General features: G+C 49.7%; 12 protein-coding genes. 4 read left to right on the top strand and 8 right to left on the bottom strand.

What is annotated here, in order from left to right; genetic code table 11:
- Positions 1-2: 2 nt before the first annotated feature.
- The 7 genes from FBF61_RS04975 to FBF61_RS04945 form a co-directional block, all read right to left on the bottom strand.
- Positions 3-3,161, bottom strand: coding sequence for a histidine kinase dimerization/phosphoacceptor domain -containing protein (locus FBF61_RS04975; RefSeq protein WP_138476040.1), 3,159 nt, complete (start codon positions 3,159-3,161; stop codon positions 3-5).
- Between the two features lie 414 nt (positions 3,162-3,575).
- Positions 3,576-6,080 carry a PIG-L family deacetylase gene (locus tag FBF61_RS04970; RefSeq protein ID WP_229214918.1) on the bottom strand — a complete coding sequence of 835 codons (2,505 nt, stop codon included), beginning with the start codon at positions 6,078-6,080 and terminating at the stop codon, positions 3,576-3,578.
- A gap of 39 nt (positions 6,081-6,119) precedes the next feature.
- On the bottom strand, positions 6,120-7,523 hold the full coding sequence (locus FBF61_RS04965) for a RagB/SusD family nutrient uptake outer membrane protein (protein ID WP_138476039.1): 1,404 nt from the start codon (positions 7,521-7,523) through the stop codon (positions 6,120-6,122).
- A 32-nt stretch (positions 7,524-7,555) separates the two neighbouring features.
- The gene (locus FBF61_RS04960) at positions 7,556-11,134 is read right to left on the bottom strand and encodes a SusC/RagA family TonB-linked outer membrane protein (protein WP_138476038.1); all 3,579 of its coding nucleotides are present in this window, start codon (positions 11,132-11,134) and stop codon (positions 7,556-7,558) included.
- Complete coding sequence (locus FBF61_RS04955; RefSeq protein WP_138476037.1) at positions 11,131-12,135, bottom strand: FecR family protein; 1,005 nt, start codon at positions 12,133-12,135, stop codon at positions 11,131-11,133. The genes FBF61_RS04960 and FBF61_RS04955 overlap by 4 nt, the downstream gene beginning before the upstream one ends.
- Positions 12,136-12,182: 47 nt before the next feature.
- Entirely contained in the window at positions 12,183-12,845 is a 663-nt protein-coding gene (locus FBF61_RS04950; protein WP_138476036.1) for an RNA polymerase sigma-70 factor, read from the bottom strand.
- Between the two features lie 191 nt (positions 12,846-13,036).
- Positions 13,037-14,377 carry a hypothetical protein gene (locus FBF61_RS04945; protein WP_138476035.1) on the bottom strand — a complete coding sequence of 447 codons (1,341 nt, stop codon included), beginning with the start codon at positions 14,375-14,377 and terminating at the stop codon, positions 13,037-13,039.
- A 182-nt stretch (positions 14,378-14,559) separates the two neighbouring features.
- On the opposite strand from FBF61_RS04945, the gene FBF61_RS04940 reads away from it, so the two are divergent.
- The 4 genes from FBF61_RS04940 (at position 14,560) to FBF61_RS04925 (ending at position 22,817) form a co-directional block, all read left to right on the top strand.
- A complete protein-coding gene (locus tag FBF61_RS04940; protein WP_138476034.1) occupies positions 14,560-17,619 on the top strand; it encodes a SusC/RagA family TonB-linked outer membrane protein in 3,060 nt (1,019 codons plus the stop codon).
- 35 nt (positions 17,620-17,654) lie between these two features.
- Positions 17,655-19,328: a RagB/SusD family nutrient uptake outer membrane protein gene (locus FBF61_RS04935; protein WP_138476033.1), complete on the top strand. Its 1,674-nt coding sequence runs from the start codon at positions 17,655-17,657 to the stop codon at positions 19,326-19,328.
- A 67-nt stretch (positions 19,329-19,395) separates the two neighbouring features.
- On the top strand, positions 19,396-21,870 hold the full coding sequence (locus FBF61_RS04930; protein ID WP_138476032.1) for a hypothetical protein: 2,475 nt from the start codon (positions 19,396-19,398) through the stop codon (positions 21,868-21,870).
- A 119-nt stretch (positions 21,871-21,989) separates the two neighbouring features.
- Complete coding sequence (locus FBF61_RS04925; RefSeq protein WP_138476031.1) at positions 21,990-22,817, top strand: SGNH/GDSL hydrolase family protein; 828 nt, start codon at positions 21,990-21,992, stop codon at positions 22,815-22,817.
- An 8-nt stretch (positions 22,818-22,825) separates the two neighbouring features.
- Here FBF61_RS04925 and FBF61_RS04920 read toward each other — a convergent pair whose 3' ends face one another.
- The gene (locus FBF61_RS04920; RefSeq protein ID WP_138476030.1) at positions 22,826-23,461 is read right to left on the bottom strand and encodes a DUF4468 domain-containing protein; all 636 of its coding nucleotides are present in this window, start codon (positions 23,459-23,461) and stop codon (positions 22,826-22,828) included.
- Positions 23,462-23,490: the final 29 nt, after the last annotated feature.

The raw sequence follows: 23,490 nt of genomic DNA, 5'->3' as shown, positions 1-23,490 counted from the left end.
TGTTAATCTTCATTTTTGCGCGTCTCGCGATTGGTGAAATGGATAGTATATACAGCGCCGTTCCGGTTTTCGTAGTGAACGGTACCGCCTATCTGGCGGCTCAGGTCGGCGATCAGTTGTGTGCCAAGGGTCGTCGATTTCTGTAAATTGAAATCGGGCGGTAGTCCGGGGCCGTTATCGGAGTAGATCAGCCGGTACCTTCCTTCTGCAACCGCATCGATTTTCAGATATATCCTGCCTTCCGAAACATGATTAAATGCATATTTGAATGAATTGGATAACAATTCATTCATCACCAGACCGAGCGGAACGGCCGAATCAATATCCAGATATAAAGTCGGCACCTCTATCTCTACTGCCACATGATTCTGTTTTCTGAACACTGCCTCGACCTGGCGGCAAAGATCTTTTACAAACCTGTTCAGTTCAATGGCACTCAGGTTTTCAAACTGGTAGAGGTTCTGGTGGATCAGTGCAATGCTGGTCACCCGGTTGCGTCCTTCCATCAATGCTTCCCGGGCGGTTTCATCATACAGATTCTTACTCTGGAGTTCCAGTAAGCCGGAAATAACCTGCAGATTGTTTTTCACGCGGTGGTGAATTTCCTTCATCAGCACATCTTTTTCGGCCAGTAATCCGGCCTGTTCAGATAAAGCCTGTTTTAGAAGTGCCGTCCTTTCACTGACGGTCCTCTCCAGTTTGTTTTTCTCCGCTGCCAGCTGCTTTGTTCTGAGTCTGATGAACCGGTAAATCGCCAGTACCAGCAAAAGCAGCATCAGGGTAATAAACCACCAGGTAAGATAAAATGGCTTCAAAACATGAACAGGAATGCTCAGCTCGCTCCTGCTCCACGCCCCTTCCTGATTTTGTGCTTTGACCTGCAATGTAAAATCTCCGTAAGGCAGACCACTGATACGGATCGAGTTTTCACTGATGTAATTCCAATCCTTGTCAACGCCCACGATCCTGTATGCATAACGTTCCACTTCGCTTTCGGAAAAATCGAGTAATTGAAACTGGAGTGTAAAGAACTGGTCGCCCGGCGCAAGCCTGATCTCCCGGGTGTTCAGCAGCGCAGTCGTTTTGTCGATAAGTTCTTTTTCAGAATCCACATACTGGTTAAATGCAATGATGCGCAGCGGTACATGCAGTGAATTGGTATCAGTCACGAAATTCTTTGCATACAACGCATTTACGCCGTCTATCCCCCCGAAAAAAAGCTGGCCGTCCCGGGCCCTGAAAGACGACGTTCGGTTGAATTCGTTATGCGAAATGCCGTCTTTGGTGGTATAGGTTTTAACCGAAAATGTTTTTTTGTTAAACCGGATGAGCCCGTAGTCCGAGCTGATCCAGAGGTGCCCGTAGACGTCAGGTTCGATCCGGTACAATACATCCGAAGGCAGGCCACCGGCGATATTGAATTGCCGGAATGCGTTGGTTTTCCTGTCCCAGCGGTACAGCCCCTCCCCATTGGTCGCCAGCCAGAAAACGCCATCGATGTCCAGATAAGCATCCAGCAAACTAAGCCGCTCTGTGGATGACGACTGGTATTTTTGGATAACGCCCCGGTTGAGCATGTACAGCCCGTTTTCTGCTACCGCCCAAACCGTGTCGGAAGCGCCTTTGAAGAAACGGTACACAAATTTTGCCGCGGGAACAGTTTTGTTTGCATAGGGGATCGAATCAAATGTTTTGCTCCGGGAGTTGAACACGGAAAGGCCGTCGGTTCTTCCCAGGAGCAGCAGGCTGTCATTGACCGAAAACAAAGACCATATTTCTGATCCGGCCCCACCCGGCATCCGTATTAACCTGTTTTCTTGTTCATGGTAACGGAAAAGGTTGTACCCGCCTGAGTATAATTCACCACCATGACGGACGAGCGCATATTTGATCTCCAGATCAGAAACATACTGCGTTTTTCCCTGCTGTTCGAGGAAAGTATGCGTCCAGATATTCGCAGCCACTTTTCCCGACGGATCTGCATAGATACCACGGGCCTGGCTGTTGGGCTGGGCGGTTTGCTGCGCGGTCGTGAAGTATTGGCGGAAGCGGTTTTTCTCAATTTTCAACTGGAATATGCCCGATGAAGTGCATAGCCAGAGGTTACCCGTATTGTCGGGGAAGAGTCTGTAGACGAATAAATTTTCAAAAGCTTTCAGCTCCGATTTGTCCACTATCTTCAGAAATGCATTTTCATGCCAGAGATAAAGCGCGTCGTTACCGATGTAAAATGCACAGGATTTGCCGGTCACGGCGCTCGATACCTGATACCAGTACCTGCCCGCCAGTCCGTTTAAATCGTATTTGGCCCAGTCCGGGTTGGGTTGGATTTTCCCCTCGCCGGTAAGCTCGCCGGTTTGAAATGAATTTGAATTGGTGCTGTTGTTAAAAATGATCAGTAAATCATCCTCGTCGCTCAGCCCGACAGGTAGTGATCTTAATATATCTTTTTGGATAAATGCAGTTACGGAATTGCCCCCGACGAAATATTGGGTTGACTGTTTGGATAATTTCAACAGCGCGTTTCCATCGGCGAACATGCATAATGGGCCACTGCTGCGATATTGGGACAAACCGACAGAATCCTTTTCGGTCCAGCCGCTCATTTCATAACGCAGGGTAAACCCTTTTTTGACTGAATATTTCCAGAGTCTGAAAGGATTGGCTGTCAGAAAATTAATGTCGTCCGTTCCGTCGTTCGATATCCAGTAGACGTCCTGCTCTTTAAAAGGAAGCTTCGGGAAAGCCGCGGTGAGTGTTTTTACCTCCCGCGTAGTAATATTCATTACATCAACTTTTCCATTGGTTGTAAGCTGAAACCCCGTGCTGCCATATTCAATGAAAAGGTTGCCGGCGTTGTCTTTTGCGAGCTGTACTACTTTGTTGTCCTGCAGGTTGTTTCGCTGGCGCGTGAAGAGCAGACAGTTTTTGCCATCATAGCGGTTGAGCCCGTTCCGGGTCCCAAACCACATAAACCCCTCATCGTCCTGTACGCCGGAAAACACTTCATGAGATGCCAGCCCGTCTTCAATGGAAAGCAGTCGTTTACTGATGATATATTCGGGATTTTTGCCCGTCGGAGCGATTTGCCCTTTGGCAGCAAAGCCGGAAATCATTAACGCGGCAAATACCACGTAACGAAAAAAGAGCCAACGGATCATCAAAATCGAGTTTTAGGAACGTGTTGAGTAAAAAAGGAAAGCAAATCTAATCTACTCTCAAACGTCATCCCAATTTTTAAATCCGCCTTACAAGGTCATGGGTGAGCATTGTTAGTCAATGAGTCATTTGTAGTCAGGTATGGTCAGGTATGGTCATTGTTAGTCATTGGGTCATTTTTGGTCATGTATGGTCATTGTTAGTCATTGGGTCATTTTTGGTCAGGTATGGTTATTGGGTCATTGTTAGTTATTGAGTCATTTGTAGTCAGGTATGGTCATTCACTGACCAGTTTTCAAAAAAAAATACATGACCTTATGACTACAAATGACCACACCTGACCCCCTGACTACACCTGCCCCCCTAACCCCCTGACTACAAATGAACAAAAGTGACAACACATGACAATTAGAAATTCACTTCCCCAGCGAAAGCAAATTCACAAACACCCTATACGCTCCCGGTACTCCCGCAGGCAACTCCCGGAACCACGACAAACTGGTGTAAACGTAGTTGCCCTTGCCATATTTCGCTACAAGTATCCCGCCATCCAGCGCCGGGCTGTCGGGGTCATTGGATGATATGACAGCTTCATATTCGGGTGACCATTTTTGCGGGAAATAAAGGCCCCGTTCCTGCACCCAGTTTTCAAAATCTGCCGGGGTAATCTTGTTGGGCGTGTTCAATACCGGACTTTCAGGTTTTAAAAAGCGTACTTCGGAACCCTCCACGGTGATGCGGTCCCGGGTGAGTACAAAAGGGTAGGGGCCTATGTCATTCATTACCAGTCCCATGTCAGTGTTATATTGGATGATCAGGTTTCCGCCGTTTTTGACATAATCCATCAAGGTGCTCTGGTAATGTTTCATGCGCTCGTTGGTATTGTACGCACGTACGCCGGCCACGATCGCATCATATTGGCGCAGTTTTTCCGGTGTAACATCCTTGTCATCGAGCATCGTGACATTGTAGCCGATCTGTCTCAGGCTTACGGGTATCAAGTCGCCGGCTCCCATCAGGTAGCCGATGTTATTGCCTTTTTTGATAAGGTCTAGTTTGACTGCCCGTGCCGTCGCTTTGGGAAAAAATACCTGGGCCGGGATGTGGCTGTAACTGATGATCCCGAAGCTGTTGTCGTAACTTTTGCCGTCCACCTCCACCACAGCCTTGATCTCAGCTTCCTGCGAACGGGCCGGTGGGTAAAGCTGGAATTCCACAGTTTGCTCGGCACCTTTCAGCTGCATGGTAAAGGGGATATTGGCCGGCACCGACTTCCAGCCTGTGGGCAGGTCGAGGCTCACCTTTCCGGAGCATTCGTCTTTTCCTGCTTTGATCGCCACCATTATTTTTTTGGGCTGATCATCTTCAAACATATATACATCCTGTGAGATATTGACGAACAATGGCGGCGTCACCACCAGCGGCTGATAAACCTCGCCCGCTACCGGATCTTTTTTCTTGAATACAACCGGCGTTTCATATTGCAGTGCCTGACCGTCAACCGATAATTCAAACAAAACCTTGGCCACCGGCGGGTTTTCACCCCGGCCTATTTCCATCTGGTCTTCTACCGAAAACAGGCCTTTGTAGCCGATGGGCTTGCGAAGCCAGTAGGGTTGTGAAATGGGCGTGGTGTCAGGGATTTTTGTTTTAAACACAAAATCGAACCCGCTGTTTTTTTTCAATGGGCTTGCCAGGATGGTATCACCCGACTGGAAAGGGAATACCGTTTTTTGCAAAACCACATTTTCACCGGAACGGTTGATCGCTTCTACAGAAACCTTCATTTCCTCGCCGGGCGTAAAAGCATAGTCCATTGCGGTAGCTTCCAGATAAAGTCCCAGCGTATTTTTAATGATCTCATTTACTTCGTTCAGCTTCGTGGTTTTCCAGAACCCGTCAGGCAGCTTGGTCAGTTCGGTCTTTATTTTGAGCAAAGCCGGAACGCTCGCGGCAGGATTGGCAGGCTTGTAAGCCGCGATCAGCGCAGTGACCAGCGGCTGGATCTTGTCCCCGCCTTTTACTCTTGCCCAGGTAGTGTTAATATCTTCAAACAAGTCTTTTGCTGCTTTTGGCCCTTTGGTATGCTGCAGATATTCGATCGAAATGCCACGGTCGCCGATGGAGCCGAAGCCCTGGCTTTTGTGCATGCTCCGGCTTTCCGCCGAAATTTCCCCGTACGATTTTCCCAGCAGCGCATTATAGCCGCCTACATCGACCTGCATGAAATTTTTTGCGCTTTTAATGAATTCCTCCCTGTTTCTCATTGCCCACAAACCGATGTTCCACATCAGCCGTTTGGCCTGCCAGGGTTCCACATATTTCAATTGTTCGGGAAAACGTTTCGGATCGGCGGCGGCATCGAACGCCTCTTCTGCCAGGATCGACGAGGCACTATGGTGACCGTGGCCTGCGCGTGCATCGGGCGGGAACCGGGTGACGATCACGTCCGGTTTTACATTTCGGATCACCCATACGGCATCTGCCAGCAGATTTTCCCTTTCCCAGATCGTGAATACCTCTTCGGGATTTTTGGAAAAACCAAAATCATTGGCTCTCGAAAAATACTGCTTTCCGCCATCTACGCGCCTGGCCTGCAAAAGTTCCTGGGTGCGGATCAGCCCAAGCTGCTCGCGGATCTCCGGGCCGATCAGGTTTTGACCGCCGTCGCCCCGGGTTAGGGCCAGGTAGCTGGTATTGTATTGCCTTTCGTTGGCCATATAGGCAATAAAAGTCGTGTTTTCGTCGTCCGGGTGGGCCGCCATGTAAAGCACATTTCCGAGGACGTTCAGCTTTTGCATGTCGTGCAGGATCTTTGCGGCGGAAGGTTTTGCCGGCATCTGGGCCTGCGTTTCATGGACCTGAATGCTGGCGGCCAGGCATAGGTATACCACCGCGTTTTTGAGGTTAAAGCGCATCATTTGTAAAGGAATAAATGGAAAACGATTCGGTTTTACCGGTTAATTTTGCTGAAAAGATGAATTGATATCAAGTTCCCGCTGCGGGATCAGGTAAAGGAGACGGGCAGTTTTACCTTGCAGCTGCATGACCTCGGTTGCTTTTCCGAAACGGAGCAGATCGGCCCAGCGATGGTTTTCAAAAGCCAGTTCCACCCTGCGTTCGCGAAGCAGTTTTTCCTCAAAAGTACCCGGCGTGGCGGCGCTGATCGCTGCCAGCTTTGCCCTCGCCCGGACCTGATTGATATAACCGTAAGCTTCCGTCGTTTCGCCCAGGGCTTCGGCCAGCATCAGCAGTACGTCGGCATAACGCAGCACCACGAAGTTGTAGGAAGCGTCATTTTCATTGAACGAATTTTCCTTTCCGTATTTGGTGATAAAACGCATATCGTTCCGCGAACTGCTGATCAGCACGCCCGAACTGTTGACATAACTCGTATCCATTGATTTCAGAAAACGGTCGTCGCCTGTTTCGTATGTGTTCATCATATTCACGGTCGGTCGGTTTTTGTAGGCACCGGTAGTTTGCCTCAACAAAGGTGAAAAAGCATTGGTGAATGCATTTCCGGTACCGGTACCGCCGCCTTTGAACTGTACTTCGAAAATGGATTCCACATTATTTTTGTTGGCAAGTCCCCATAAACCGGCGTAGTCAGCCACCAATCTGTATCCGTAACCGTCGACAATCCTTTTCAAAGCTGTTGCAGCGCCGGCCTTATCACCGGCTGTCAGCATGACCTTTCCAAGCAATGCGGCCGCGGCGCCTTTGGTAGCACGGCCCAGATCTGCTGCTGCGGCATGTTTGATCGGCAGGGCATTTTCAGCTGCCTGTAAATCGGTGATCAGCTGCTTGTAAATTTCAGAAGCAGGCAGCTGCGGCAGCGAACTTCCTTCGGCTACGGATTTGGCTTCCGTAAGCGGCATGGGGATGTTCCCGAAGGAAATTGCCAGATTGTAGTAGAACAGCGATCGTAAAAACAATGCTTCACCTTTGATCCGTTCTTTCAATGCCCCGTCCATATCTATCGCCCCGATCCTGTCGAGCACGATATTGCACCTTGCGATTCCCAGGTAGGAGTCTGTGTATGCAGCTGTGATCATTTCACTGGTCGCTATTTCCGAAAAATTGTCGATCACCGTCAGTTCTGCGCCAAGTCCCGTTCCGTCGGGTCCCTGGTCGGAATTGTCGGAACGCATTTCCTGCATAACCCAGTAGCTCTGGTTATAGGTGCCGTTCATTTGCAATGCTTTGTAAGCTGCATTGATAGCCGTGTTCATATCACCCGCGGTGAGGTAAAAACCATTCACATTCCGCTGGGTAACGGGGTTAAGGTCTGTAAAATCCTGGCTGCACGACAGCAGGCTTCCTGCTATCAAAGACGCCAAACAGAAGTTTTTTAATTTCATATCTTTTTCGCTTTAAAGTCAGTACAGTAGTTTCAGAATGTCACATTCAACCCGAAAGTGAAGTTGCGGGATAATGGGTATGCGCCATAGTCCTCGCCCTGCACGCCGGTCAGGCCCGATTGGTTATTGACTTCCGGGTTGTAGCCAATGTATTTGGTATTGGTAAAAAGGTTGGTACCCGAAACATAGGCCCGGAGAGACTGTACTTTTCCGAGCATGGTTTTAGGAAATGTATATCCCAGTGTGATACTTCTCAGTCTGAAATAAGAACCGTCTTCCACCTGATAGGAGGAGGGGCGGTTATTGCCTCCGTGCAGGTCGGTGAGGCGGTCGGCGCGGGGGATAGTTCCGTTACCGGGATTTTCGGGAGAGATCCAGCGCCCGGTCCAGTCTTTGTAAGAATTGGTAGCAGCTTCCCCGTTGCCGAGGTGGCGGCGGGTAAGGTTAAGGATTTTGGAACCTTGTACACCCTGGAAGAACACGCTCAGATCCAGCCCTTTGAAACTGAAACGGTTGGTGATCCCGTACATGAAGTCGGGCATGTAGTTGCCGATCACGGTGCGGTCGCTGGCATCTACCTTACCGTCGCCGTTCACGTCCTTGAAACGAAGATCGCCGGGACGGGCAGCAGGTGCCAGAGCATCGTCGGGGGCCGCGTCTATTTCCGCCTGGGTCTGGTAGATCCCGTCCACCACATAGCCATAATAGCTGCCGATCGGAGCGCCGATCTGGGTGATATGCCTGATACCCGCACCACCTGAGCTCAGGATCGGATCGCCGGTCGGCCCGAGCTGCAGTACTTCGTTCTGATTGGCAGAAAAATTGAAATCCGTCGACCAGGTAAATGCGCCAACAATGTTGCGGCTGTTGATGGTGAGTTCCACACCTTTGTTTTCAACTTTACCAATGTTCTGTAATGCCGTTGAAAAACCTACCGAGGCGGGTACCTGCACGTTCAGCAGCAGGTCGGAAGTTGTTTTTTTATACCAATCCGCCGAGATGAAAAGACGATCGCGGAAGAGACCGAGGTCGATACCAAAATCCACCTGCGTTGTTTTTTCCCAGGTCAGCTTATCGTTGCTGATCGTAGAAGGGGCAATTCCGTTGACGATCACATTGTTGAATATGTAATTATAAGGACTAAGCAACCCGATGGCAGCATAATTCGGGATCAGGAAGTTCCCTGTTTTACCCCAGCTTCCTCTCAGTTTCAGATCGCTCACCACGGTCAGTGGTTTCATGAAAGCCTCTTCCGACAAACGCCAGCCTGCCGAGAACGAAGGAAATGTACCGGTTTTGTTACCGGCCCCGAAACGGGACGAGCGATCGGACCGTACAGTAGCTGTGAGCAAATATTTATCCCTGAAAGCATAGTTCACACGGGCCAAAGCCGACACCAGCGACCATTCCTGGCGGTTGTCGCCGCCACTGGTAACTTGTCCACCGCTGATGGAAGGAGCCAGGTCATCGGGATGGTTCTGCGCATAGACCTGGTTGGCATCAAGCCGGTCTTTCTGCGCACTGTATCCTATAACAGCAGAAACGTGATGGTCTTTGCCAAATGTTTTATCATACGACAATGTGTTCTCGGCGAGCCAGTTGTAATTCAGAGAGGCATTCGACTGCGCGTAAGGATCACCAACTGTGGCGTTGCGGTTGAGGAAGGCCCGCGCCATGTAAAACGATCTGTTATAGCTGTTCACATCGATACCGGTGTACAGCTTGTATTTCAGTCCGTCGATGATCTCATATTCCACGAATGCATTTCCGAAAGTGCGGAATTGTTTCAGGTCGTCCGTTACATATTTTGTGATCGCCAGCGGGTTACTCGCCGCGGTCATGTTCGCGCCGCGCCCGTCTTCCGTTAGCAAATGCGACTGGTTATCTGTCTGGTTGATGGTTCCGTCGGGCAGGTAAGGGGATACGGTGGGTGACGTGACCAGAGCCGAGTACACAATACCCGGAGGATCAGCAAAATAAGGCGCGCCGGCGGGCGAACGGTCGGTATTGGTAAAAGAAGGGCTCAATCCAAAGCCGATTTTTATCTTTTTCACCGGGCTCACCTCCATGTTGGCCCGGAAACTGTAACGTTCAAAACCGCTGCGGTCTATGATCCCTTTCTGATTGAAATAACCTCCCGAGAAGTAGTAGTTCATGGTTTCGGTACCCCCGGAAACGGATGCATTATAGCTTTGTACCGGTGCCGATTTGAAGATCAGGTCCTGCCAGTCGGTGTCGGTACCGGTCGGATTAACAAAATCGTCCGGAATGAAATAGCTTCCGTTGGTCGTTTTGGTGTAGCGGGTCGCATTGTTGTCATTGATGTTCGCGCCAGGGACATCCTGCAGATAGGCGTTGTTTTTGGAATCTTTAACGTAGGCTGTAAGTTCGGCCGAGTTCATCAGTTCTACCCTTTTCGCAACAGATTGTATACCGAAATAGGCATCAAAACCCACCACAGGTTTGGAACCCCTTTTGCCTTTTTTGGTGGTGATCAGGATCACACCGTTTGATCCTCTCGAACCGTAAATGGCAGCGGCGGAAGCGTCTTTCAATACTTCCAGCGACTCGATGTCGTTTGGATTGATCGTCCCCAGCGGATTGGAAGGAGGTAAAGCAAAGGCCGTTGTCCGGCGCGTAATGTCACCCTGGATGCCGGGATCCATATTTTTCGTCACCGGAAACCCGTCTATCACATACAAAGGTTCATTGCCCGCCGACACAGACCCCAAGCCCCTCACTCTGATGGTAGTGGCAGCCCCAGGCTCCCCACTGGGCTCCTGTACCTGTACCCCGGCGATTTGTCCCTGAATAGCATTTTCAAAATTGGTAACCTGCACTTCCCGGATGTTTTTGGCCGACAATGAGCCAATTGCTCCGGTAATATCTCCTTTTCGCTGAGTTCCGTAACCCACAACCATCACTTCGCTCAGACTGCTTACAGACGCATCCATCCGGACATTGATCGTAGTCTGGTTTCCAACCGTGATTTCTTTGCTGACATAACCGATGAATGAAAAAACCAGCACGGCACTTTCATTGGGCACACCCAGTGAAAAATTTCCTTCCATGTCCGTGACAGTCCCTTTGTTACTGCCTTTCACCAAAACGCTTACACCGGGCAGGGCTTCGTTTTTCTCATCCGTAACCTTTCCCTTTACGCCGATATCAACCGGCGTTTTAGCCAATGTGGTTGGCTCGGCCCATTCCGGTTGGGGTTCGGGAGCCAATAAAACAGGTTTGGCCAACGCCTGCTGCGGTTTTTCCCTGGATTCTTTTTTACGGATCAGATAGGCCTTTTTACCGGTTTTGATAAATTCCAGACCGCTGGGGACCAGCAGGTTTTTCAATTCAGTTTCCAGATTCCCCGGCTTTTCCGATGGCCCGGACGATACCGATATACCCTGTACGCTGGATTGCTCGAACAAAATGCTTACATGGTGTTTTTTGCCAAGGTCCATGAGGACGTCTTTGAGGCGGCTCACCCGCTCTGTTTTCTGGTTTTCCTGGAACAATGCAGGGTGTACCAGCGCGATGTCCTGCGAAAAACCAACCCTCGCTGCAAGCAAACCGGTGCCGATCAGGCACGTTCGTAAAATAGGGATTTTCATAAGTCTTGTTTTTTGGGTGTACGCAATTCTATTTCGTCCGCAGCGCGGGTAATTTCCAAATCGAACAGGGCAGATAGTATTTCAAGAAGCTCATCGGGATCTTTGGCCTGATAGATCCCGCCGATCTTTCTGGCCGCCAGCTCGCGGTCGGCAATTCTGATCCTGACGGCAAAACGTTCGTTGATCTGCTCCACTACCTCGGTCAGTGTGGCGTCGTCGAAGTAAAAAGTCTGTTCTTTCCAGGCGGTGATGGCCAGCGGCTCTTCCGGGATCACCACTTTGAAGCTGCCTTTGGCGTCGGCCGTGAAATAATTACCGGGGCTCAGGTATACCTCCTTTCCTTCGGGCAGGTTGAGCTTTACTTTTCCTTTGGTGAGAAAAACCCTTTTGCCCCTGGCTCTCGAAAAAGCATTGAATTCAGTACCCAGAACTTCGATGCGGTATCCTCCGTCCATCCATACTTCAAACCGGAGATTGTCCTTCTGGTGGGCTACTTTGAAATCTGCCTCTCCTGTCAGCCTTACTTGTCGCACATCTTTTCCAAAACCAAACCGCGGCACCTTCAGTACAGAGTTGGAATTCAGGGTTACCTCGGTGCTGTCGCTCAGATAAAAGCTGATGAAATGCCCCGCTGGGGATTCGAAGGATTTATACATCAGCTCAGAACGAAACACAAAAGCCAGCGTAAAAACTGCCGCCGCCGCCAGCATTCCCAACAGCGGTCGCTTCATAGTCAGCCAGATGTTATTTTGAGAGAATGAAAGCTCCGTGCGTTTTTCAGGCAGGATTTCACCTTCCAGCAGCCGGTCATACTTCAGCTGCGGCTTTTCCGGGTCAATCAAAAGCTGCGGGTGGGCGCGCTCCCATTCGTCCAGGCAGCTGTAGTACTGCTCCTCATTTTCGCTATTTTCGAGCCATTGCTCAATCAGTTTTCGCTGCATAGACGTAGCCTTGCCTTCGAAAAAATCAAACAGGAGCTGTCTGGTTATCAACTCGTTCATTGAAGCTGGATATGGATATCAGTATGTGGTTAATTTTTTAAAGCCCGTTACAGGAGCATAGGGATGAGCAAGGTCAGGAACCAGCTTTCTTTCAGGCCGGTGCGTAATTTTAATAAAGCCCTGCTGACAAGTCCTTCCACAGCTTTGGGGCTGATCTGGAGCTCCTGTGCGATTTCGTCGTATTTCTTGCCCTCGACCCTTTTTAACAGATATGCCCTGCGGCACTGCGGAGGCAGGCTCTGGATGATGCTCTCTACTTTCAGGTAAAGCTCCGTGTACTGAAGTGCTTCGTCGGGATTGACGGTTTGGGCAACAGGGGAAATGCCGATGGATTCCAGCGGATCGGTGGGTTCGAGCTGCCACCTCATGTAATTATACGTTCTGTGGCGGACGGCCTTGTACAGATAGGCGCGGTACGAACTCTTGACTTGTTCGAAGGTCCTGTTTTGCCAGAATGCCTCGAACAGTTCAGACACGATGTCCTCCGCTACCTCCTGAGAATGCACAAAACGTACCGCGTGGTTGCAGAGCGTTACATAATACCGTCTGAAAAGCAATGAACATCCGTCTTTGGGGCTTACTGCAAATGTTTCGCGCAGCAAACGTTCGTCATCCGCTTGGATAGCGGTTTTTTCTTTTCCCCGGAAGGAAAACGGCGGCTGATTGCGGCTTTCCTTTTCTTCTGAATTACCTGGTAATGGTGTCGTCATTCTTGGGAATCGTTTTACTTGCCCTCTTGATACTTAGACAAGTTTTTTGCTCCTATCCCTCGACAATTACCTTATTATAATTTGTAAAAAGTCAATTTTTGTAAAATATTATAATTCAATATTGCAATAATTCCAAATAATGTAAATAGTGATCTATTTTGCTCCACCTTGGGTTTCCATTCTTGAACGGTTCATTGGAAATTCCCGTCAAAAGTCTGTCCCGTTTTGAGGTCTTTGAGCACGACAGAATGGATAGCCCCGATACCTGAAAACGTCACCCCTATGCCATATACCTTTTTCAAAGGCTTTACGTAATCGGTTTCGTATACCTGTTTTGAATTGATAGAAATGCTCGCATGTTTTTCGGCCACTTTTAATCCGACAGAACCTCCTTCATGTAAATCGGCACCCAGAAAATGCAGCTCATTCGTTTCACCCTGTTTCGCGACTTCCGAAAACTGCATGTCCGTCCAGTGTACACAGCCGGGTTTCATAACATCGAAGAGATGTTTGGACGATTCGCCAAACACCGTAACCCGCACTTGTGAGCAGCGCACGCCAGGCCGGGATGGGGAGGTTTTCAGGTTGATCAGCAGCTCAAAATTATCGCCGTCAATATCCGCAACATAGCTATTGATAAAATCGACAAAAAAAGTACGGTTCGTGTCAATGCCGGCCCTTGCAACTTCCACTGCGCTCACACTCTTTTTTCCGCTTTTGAACAGGTTCTGGATCTCTATCGGATATACCCGGGTGGTGTCGTACATCATCCGGGCAGTGGCCGTCCAACCCGTTGTTTCCAGGTATACCGATGCTGTATCCAGTGGTTCTCCGTTTTGTTTCAAGATAGCCAGGTATCTGCCCGGAACTTCATAATAATGCGAATATAGGCTGTCGCCTGCAATCAGGGATATTCTTTTGCTGTCGCCGAAATCAATGGTAAAATGATCTTTGGTATGGCTGAGGGACGGCATGTTATTGATCACGAACATGGCCGAGTGCGGATTTTCACCAACCGGATTTGTGCAGGTTAGTGTAGGAGCAGTCGATTCATTTTGTACAAAAAAGCTTTTGTAAGCCCAGAAAGCTACAACGCCAGCCAAAACCAGCGCAGCCAGCATGATACTTCCGGCTGTTGCCTTTTTCTTCCGGGATATGAAAGGCGTCGGTGTTTCGGAGACAGCAGGCTGTGGATACGTGTATGTTTCGGGCGGTGTATCAGCGACTTTTGAGGGGAGCGGCCTGGCATAGGTGAAGGTGTCCCAGTCGCTGTATCCGATGTAGCGGGCCAGCGCATCTCTTGTGGCTTTCTGGGGATAATAGCGGACATCGGTTTTGATTTTTCCAAAGATCCTCTTCAAGGTGTTCGGGCTGATCTGTACCTGTGTCTTCTTAAAAAGTATATATCCCAGCCGTACAAAGTCACTGTTTGTCCAGGCAGAAATATCGGGCTTGCCGTAAAGCTCACCGATCAGTTGGCAACAGTAATCCAGATGCTCCAAAGAACTAGCCTTGTATTGTCCATTCTCCATAATAGATGCACTATAAACCGCTTTTTATCAATTGGTTAGGTTGTCCATAGTTTTGGATAATCAACTGATCAAGCAGATAATCGGATCGCCAAAATATGCAAAATTATATTTGCAAACTTAAATTCTGGATCAGACTGGTTTGCGATCGGTTCCGGCCTGAAACTCTAAAATATTCAAAACTTATGAGAGAAAAAATTCTACTAGGGTGTGTCCTGCTTTTCGGGTGGTTCGGGCCGTTGGTGGCCCAGACCCGCCAGCTTACGGGAAAAGTCACCGATGAGGAAGCCAAAGAGCTTCCGGGCGTGAGCGTTGTGGTGAAAGGAAAGCAGCAGGGTACCGTTACGGATGTCAACGGACAGTTCACTTTGGGCCTTCCCGATGCTGATGCCGTTACGCTGACGTTTTCATTTGTCGGTTACCAGAGCCAGGACATTGATGTGGCGGGCAGGTCGGTGCTGGATGTTGTATTGAAGCCCAGCGACAATTCGCTGACGGAGGTCGTGGTGGTCGGGTACGGCAGTCAGAAGAAAAAAGATCTTACCGGCGCTATTTCGACGATTGGCTCCAAGGATGTGGCCGGCCGCCAGACATTACAGGTTTCGGATGCGCTTCAGGGGAGTGTGGCAGGGGTATCGGTAAGCCGCAGCAGCGGTGCGCCCGGCTCAGGTTCATCCATTCTGATCCGCGGTATCACCACCATTGGTACCAATAACCCGCTTGTGATTGTCGACGGCGTGCCTGTGGCGAGCATCGATAATGTAAACCCGGGCGATGTGGACAACATTACCGTGCTGAAAGATGCCGCTTCGGCTTCGATATACGGTTCCAGAGGTGCGGCGGGCGTCATACTGGTCACCACGAAAAGGGCTAAATCCGGGCAAAGCAGCCTGGAATATACCTACGAATACGGCGTACAGCGCGCCACAGCCAAGCCGGGATATGCCGGGGTGCAGGATTATATGCGGTATTTCAACGAACAGGCTACCAATGATGGAGCAAGCACGGGCCCTTTTCCGCTGGCTTTCATCGAATCTTATCTGGACAGTAACCGTGTCAATCCGGATGGTTTTCCCAATACCGACTGGCAGAGATCTGTCATAGACAGGAGCAGTGCGCCCCGCCAGCGCCATGATATTGTGTTTACAATGGGTACCGGCAAGATCAAAACAAAGGCGTCGCTGGGATATGCAAGTTCCGGGGCATTTTACAGTAACCGTTCCTACGACCGCTATCTTTTCAGGATCAATAACGATTTGCAGGTCAATGAAAAAATAGGGATCAACCTCGACGTTTTTTACAAAAGAACGGCCAATCAGGGTAATGCGAACGAGCTTCCTGATAATACCTACAATCCCATATACGAAGCCCGTATCATGCCGCCGATTTACGATGATGTGTATTCGGACGGACGGTTGGCACTAGGAAAAGACGGAAGAAATCCTCTGGCACAGGTACGGGATGGAGGGTTTTCAAAAACACTCGACAATCAGATCGGCGGAAGGATGTCATTGAATTACAAGCCGGTAGCGGGGCTGACGCTTACAGCACTGGTTGCCCCGGTATTTGATTTTGACAGGAGTAAATATTTTTCAAAGCAGATCAGGTATACCAACCCGGACGGTACCAACAGCACGGTTGTGAACCAGGCCAGGACCACTTTAAACGAAGGCCGGTCGACGGGAGTGACGATGAATGGCCAGGTGTTGGCCAATTATGTCAAAGATATCCGGGGTGGCCACACGATCGATATCCTGGCAGGTTTTGAAGAGAACTACAGGTCGCTGGAATTGCTGGGCGCGTCACGGAGCGGGTTCGCATTGACTGGATTTCCTTACCTGAATTCCGGCTCCACCGAGCTAAGGGACAATTCAGGCAGTGCCAATGAATCGGGCCTTCATTCTTTCTTCGGGAGACTGCAGTACAATTACAAAAGCAAATATTTCATCCAGGGAAACCTTCGTTCCGACTTATCGTCCCGGTTTGCGCCGGCTTACAGAAGAGCAGTATATCCTTCTCTTTCGGCAGGATGGACAGTTTCTGAGGAAGAATTCCTGAAAAATGTCAATTGGCTTTCGTTCCTGAAAGTAAGGGGCTCATGGGGACAAGCCGGCAACGAACGCCTGCTGAACAAAGACGGAAACCCTGCCTACTATCCTTACATGGCCACTATTGATTTCTCGACGGCCCTGTTCTACCAAAACGGAAGCGTTGTGCCCCTCACAGGCGGCGGCCAGCAGGTATATGCTGTGGAGAACATCAGCTGGGAAACCAGCCGGACCACGGATATCGGATTGGATGCAGCGTTTTTGAACGACCGCCTGACGCTGGGAGCGGATTATTACATGAAAAAAACAACTGATATCCTTTTACCGCTGGACATTCCACTTTACCTGGGCTACGACAAGCCCAACCAAAATGCCGGGGTGCTGGATGTAAAAGGGTGGGAGCTGGAACTCGCCTGGCGGGACCGGATCAACAAGCTGAACTATTCGGTAGCTGCCAATCTTTCAGATGCCCGGTCCACGGTCGGTGACCTCAAAGGGACCGAATTCCGGGGAGATCAGATCATCAGGAACGGCAGTGAATACAACGAATGGTTCGGGTATCTTTCCAACGGATTGTTCCAGACCCAGGATGAAATCAACGGTGCGCCGGTATTGAACGTAACTACCAAGCCAGGCGATGTCCGCTATGTGGATGTGAATAAAGACGGAAAGATCACCACCGACGATAAAGTACTCCTGGGTGGTGCTTTACCGAGATATCTCTATGGCGGAAACCTGCGTGCCGAATATGAGGGTTTTGATTTCGGGGTGACTTTCCAGGGCGTTGCAAAAAAACGCTCCCGCCTGAACAGTGAGGTGGTGCAGCCGTTTGCCGAAGCTTTTGGGAACATGCCCGCGGACATGATCGGGAAGTTCTGGAGCCTCAACAATACAGCAGACCAAAACCTGCGCGCCACCTACCCGCGCCTTTCACGTACTTCAAATTCGGCCAATTATTCGCTTTCCGATTACTGGCTGATCAACGGGGCTTACTTCAGGTTGAAGAATCTTACACTGGGTTATACACTAAAACAATCTGTGGTGAAAAAAACGGGTGTACAGTCGCTGCGTTTCTACGTTTCGGCCAACGACATTTTTTCATTCAGTAAGTTTCCCAAATACCTTGATCCTGAATCCGGAAGCTACTCTTACCCGATCGTCACAACTTTGATGGCGGGCGCAACGATCCGGTTTTAATTGAGGAGTTTTTGTAAAAAGTCTAATCGCAGATCATGAAAAAAATAACTTTAATATTATCGCTGCTGACGGCCCTTACCGGTTGCCATACACTGGACCTCAACCCGCTTTCCGAAGCATCTACCGGAACGTTTTATTCCAATCAGACCGAACTGGAACTGGCTGTGAACGACTTGTACCGGCTCGCATTCTGGGGGAACGACAACGAATTGTTCAGCGACAACGAATGGCACCGCGGCCAGCTGACCAACGCCGTGATCGGCGGTACGATGAATGCCGATGATGCCAATGTGCAAACCTTCTGGCTCAATGGCTACAAAGCCATAGCAAGGGCCAATTCATTTCTTGCCAATAAAGACAAAGCTTCCTCAAACACCCCGGCGGCCGTTCTTCTGAAGCTTGAAGCGGAAATGCGGCTGATCCGGGCCTATCAGTATGCCAGGCTTGTTGCGCATTTTGGTGATGTTCCGTTGCTGTTATCGCCCGTGACCCTGGAAGAATCCTACGGTATCACGCGCACAGGCAAAGACGAGATCCTTGCTTTCGTTTTTAAAGAGCTAGATTTTGCCGCAGCCAATCTGCCGGTTTCATATGGAGCTTCCGAAACCCAGCGACTGACCAAGGGAGCGGCTCTCGCGATCAAAGCACGTACTGCATTATATGCCGGTAACTGGCAGCTGGCAAAAGAAGCTGCCGACGCAGTCATCCAATCAGGTGCGTATGCGCTGCATGGTTCTTATTCGCAGCTATTCCTGAAAGCCGGTGAAACCAGCCGGGAGCTGATAGTGAGCATTGCCAGGGACGAAAAGCAGCAGGTTTTCAACGGGTCAGGCTACGTGCTGGACAATATTTCAAGAAATGCGGGGGGCTTTGGCGCGCAGCTGCCTACCAGGGATATGGTCGATGCTTACGAGTGTACGGACGGAAAACTGATCAGTGAATCAACGCTGTATGATCCGAAGGCTCCATTCAAAAACCGCGATCCCAGGCTTACAGCGACGGTTGTAGAGTTCAACACACAGTGGTTGGGCTATAACTACACCCCGCATCCTGACTCTCTCCTGGTTTTTAGCTCAAAAGAAAACAAAAAGGTTTCCAACAAAGACAACCGTGCGGTAGCCGCGTTTGCGAGCTTTACCGGATTTCTTTGGAAAAAAGGGATTGACCAGACCTGGCCCGACCGGCGAGTGGAGGACAATGATGCGATCATCGTCAGGTATGCTGAAATCCTGCTGACTTATGCCGAGGCTAAAATTGAATTGGGCGAGGTCGACGCAACTGTCCTGGATGCGATCAATCAGGTACGGGCGCGCGCTTATGGAGTCGCTGCCGATCAGGTTACTGGGTATCCGGCTGTCAAAATGGCCAGCGCGGCCGTGCTCCGAGATGTGCTCCGCCGCGAACGCCGGGTGGAATTCCCACGTGAGGGCCTCCGTTACATGGACCTGATCCGCTGGAAGCTGGCTGAAAAAATACTGACGAAACCGGTTATAGGTCTGCCCGATCCCGCTGCACAAAACCGCGCTAAATGGCCCTTCCCGGGTGTTACGCCCATCGATAGTGACGGGATAGCCGATTATTCTGGGTTCGGAACGGACGTGAAAGTACTTGCCCAGCGCAGTTTTGATAAAACGAGGCAATACCTCTGGCCGATTCCGGCGGTCGAAAGGCGTGTCAATACCGGTATTACCCAGAATGCAGGGTATTAGTTTTAATAATAAATTTGTTCATAATCAGATGCTTAGTGCATGGCACTCCGCTTAACCTATTGTATTGATGAAAAAAAATAATCTCTGGCTGACAGGATTACTGCTGTTCCTAACCCTTAATTTATCCGCCCAGCGCAAAGGAAAACCTTCGTTCAGCGGCATTTACCCGCATCTCGCGATGTATAACAATGAAGGCGAATGTGGTACTGGTGCGGTTGTTCCCTGGGCTGGCAAGCTTTGGGCGATTACCTATGCACCGCATTTGCCGTTTGGCTCATCCGACAAATTGTACGAGATCGGCCAGGACCTGACGCAGACAGTCAGGCCGGAAAGCATCGGGGGAACGCCTGCCAACCGGATGATCCACCGCGAAAGCAACCAGCTGTTTATCGGGCCTTACGCGATCGACAGCGAAGGGGCTGTGCGGGCTATTTCGTATAAAACAATGCCCGGCCGCCATACCGGAAATGCCCGCCACCTGACCGATCCCGCCCATAAAATTTACTATGGAACCATGGAAGAAGGTTTCTATGAAGTAGATGTAAAAACGCTGGCGGTAAAACAGTTGTATGAGGATGGGAATGTTAAAAACAACAAAAGCAATGGAGAGCAGCAGCCCTATCAATACAATAACCTGCTGCCCGGAACGCACGGAAAAGGCTACTATTCCGGGCAGGGTGTGACGGTATATTCCAACAATGGCGAACCCGGAAAACTGGCTGAAAAACAATTCGATATCGAATCGGGGTCTCTGTCGGAATGGGATGGGAAAAACTGGAAAGTGGTACGCAGAAACCAGTTTGTGGAGGTGACCGGCCCGGGAGGTATTTACGGAAACAAGAACCCGGAAAGCGACCCGATCTGGGCAACAGGCTGGGATCATAAATCGCTGCTTCTGGGTGTACGCGACAGTGGGAAATGGACATTTTTCAGATTGCCCAAAGCGAGCCACAGCTACGACGGCGCACATGGCTGGAACACCGAGTGGCCGCGTATCAGGGATGTCGGTACCGCGCAGAAATCGGATTATCTGATGACCATGCACGGAATGTTCTGGACTTTCCCGGACAGGTTTTCTTCCAAAAACACCGCAGGAATACGCCCAAGATCGGCTTATCTGAAAGTGATCGGCGACTATACCCGCTGGAATGATCAGCTGGTTTTCGGCTGTGACGATTCGGCTCAAAGGGAATTTTTGAACAAAAGAAAAGCTAAGGGAAATATAGAAGGCCCAGGCCAGTCCAATTCCAATCTCTGGTTTACATCCCTGAAACAGCCTGACCTGCTCGGGCCAAATACGGCGGAAGGTGCGGTATGGCTGAACGAAAATGTGAAGGAGAATGAATATTCGGAACCATTTTTGTTTGCAGGCTGGGCACACCGGTCGGCCTGGGTGCAGAACAATGGCAGTGAAGAAATTACTTTCACATTCGAGGTGGACAAAACAGGCAATGGTTCCTGGGTTGTGTTAAATTCATTGAAAGTAGGACCGAAAAGTGCTGCAAAAGCAACATTTTCCACCGGCGATTCCGGTGAGTGGGTCCGCATCAAAGCCAGCCGTGCTACCAATGCCTCTGCACATTTCTCCTACATTTCCGACGACGAACGTACTGTTGCCGCAGATCCGATCTTTAGCGGCCTGAGCCATGTTACTGCTGCCGGAACTTCGGGTGGATTGCTCTATGGCCTGGGTGATAACCGCCGGGCGCTGGGTATTGCTGCCATGGATTATACAGGCGTAAAGCCGAGTGAGACTGGTTATTACGAGCTGGATGGAAATATGAAAATGACCCGCCGGGATGATGCCAAAACGCTTTCATTTATCAAAAGTAAATTTGCTATCCCGCAAAAAGTGGTTACAGTGGACGAATCGTCGGTACTTGTGGTAGATGATAAAGGCCGACGCTGGCGTTTGCCGCTGGGGAACGACGGTTTTACCGGACTTACCAATAGCGGGGCATTAAGGATCTGCCGCGAAGTATCCACCGAGCGCGATCTGTTTAATTGCCACGGGACTTTTTACGAACTGCCGGCTGAGAACGCAGACGGATATGCCAAGATCAGGCCGGTTTCGTCCCATAATCTGCGGATCAACGACTATGCTTCGTACCGCGGGCTGCTCGTGATGACGGGCGTCGATGCTAAAAGCGTGAAGGGGAATGAGCACATTATTGTTTCTGATGATCAAAAAGCGGCTGTCTGGGCCGGGGCGATCGATGATCTCTGGAAGCTGGGCAAACCGACCGGGAAAGGTGGGCCATGGAAGAATACTCCGGTACATGCCAACGAGCCTTCCGACCCTTACCTCATCGGTTTTTATGACAAAAAAACACTGAGGCTTTCCCACAAAGCAACTGCGCCGGTCACCTTTACCATGGAGGTGGATCCGGTAGGGAACGGACCGTGGATGCCTGCCGAAAAAATCACGGTGGCACCTGGGCAAACGGTAACTTTTGATTTCCCGAAAGACTTCGCAGCACGGTGGGTCCGCTTTAAAACGGACAAGGCATGTGAAGCGACCACCTGGCTGGAGTATAGGTGATTGTTTTTACATATAGCAAAATCCCGGGAGCAAATAGTTACCCGGGATTTTTGCATACTATGCCATTGAAAAGACTAATTACTATATTAGGTGCCGAAATATCCGCTATTCCGCCTGTTATGAAAAAGCTTCTTTTACTTACGCTATGCATTTTTGTTTCCCTGGCGCTGGCTCCGCGCAAGATCAGCTGGGTAGCCATCGGGGATTCTATCACGTACCTGAACGATCATCAGGACGAAACCGGAAACCGGGTTACAAAGGGATATATGACGCTGATTTCGGAAAAATATCCGCAGATAACATATACTAATCAGGGACATAATGGCTGGACGTCCATCAACATTGCTGATAAAATAGAAGAGCTGGGGCTGGTAAAAGCGGATGTGTACACCGTTTTCTTGGGGACAAATGACTGGTGGCAGGGAAAACCCCTGGGCAGCATTTCCAATTATGAACAAAATACCGGCTCTGGCACCGTTTACGGCGCTTTTGGGGTAATTATCCGGAAACTGAAACAGCTCAATAAAAAATCACGGATCATATTGATCACACCGATGCAGCGGGGAGATTTTGTATATATCAACAATACAAAAAACAATGCGTACGGTTCATACAAGGATAAAAACGGACAAACTTTGGAACAGTTTGCCAATGCCATAGTAGAAATCGGGAAGCTGGAAAAAATCCCCGTGGTGGACCTTTACCACGACAGCGGTATGAATATGGACAACATTGTTAATTTCAAAAAACTGAAAGATCCTTCGACCGGAGCGTACAAAAATTATAACTATCCCGACTTCACGGAAATACCATTCAGTCCGGAAACAGATGAATATCCATATCCGCAGGAAGCTGTGAACATGACCTATGATGGCCTGCATCCTTCGGACAAAGGTTATCAGGTGATTGCCGATATGCTTGCCGCAAAATGGAAAGGCCTCAAATAACCGGAGTGCTACTCGGTTTTTCCGTCAACCATAAATTGTTTTAATCCTGCCAGAAGACTGTACATGGCCTTGTTGATACTCTCGTTGTCGGCTTTGGCAGTTTTGAAAGCCTCTTCGGCTTCTGCTCTGGCCTTTCGGCCGGTCTCTTTTTTGATCGCAACTTCTTTGGTGGTGATCGCTTCGTTTTCCTTGTTGCTCAGCCTCACCGGTGAATGCTGTGTGGAAACGCCATCCAGCTTTTCGATATAGGCCCGGTACTGATTGTCTTTGCACTCAATAATGAGATCAAATCCGATATAATCATATACCGAAGAGGCGACCCGCAGGTAACTGCTGATCAGTAGCTTTCCTTCCGCAGGATCCTGTTGTTTTACAGCATTTTGGTAATTCCCGAAAGTGTGGCCCACCCAGTCCTGGACAGCTTTGTAGATCTCGGCTTTGTTCTTATCAGGAGTGCCAAAGTCGGAGTAATAGATATTTTTTTGCTCATTGACGGGCAAAAAGCCGTCCTGGCAGAAGGCGGTCTGGCAAATCCAGCAAAGCAGAATTGATGTGATGTATTTCAAAATGTCGATCGATGTTTCGGGTAAAGATAGAAGAAAAAAAGACCGTACCTGTGCATTTTTCCTCATGTAAATGGACATCGGGGAAATTTTGAATTACCTTTGCACCA

Origin of the sequence: Dyadobacter bucti (assembly GCF_005869225.1) — a bacterium.
Classification (GTDB): domain Bacteria; phylum Bacteroidota; class Bacteroidia; order Cytophagales; family Spirosomataceae; genus Dyadobacter; species Dyadobacter bucti.
This window is presented reverse-complemented; position numbering and strand designations above follow the sequence as displayed.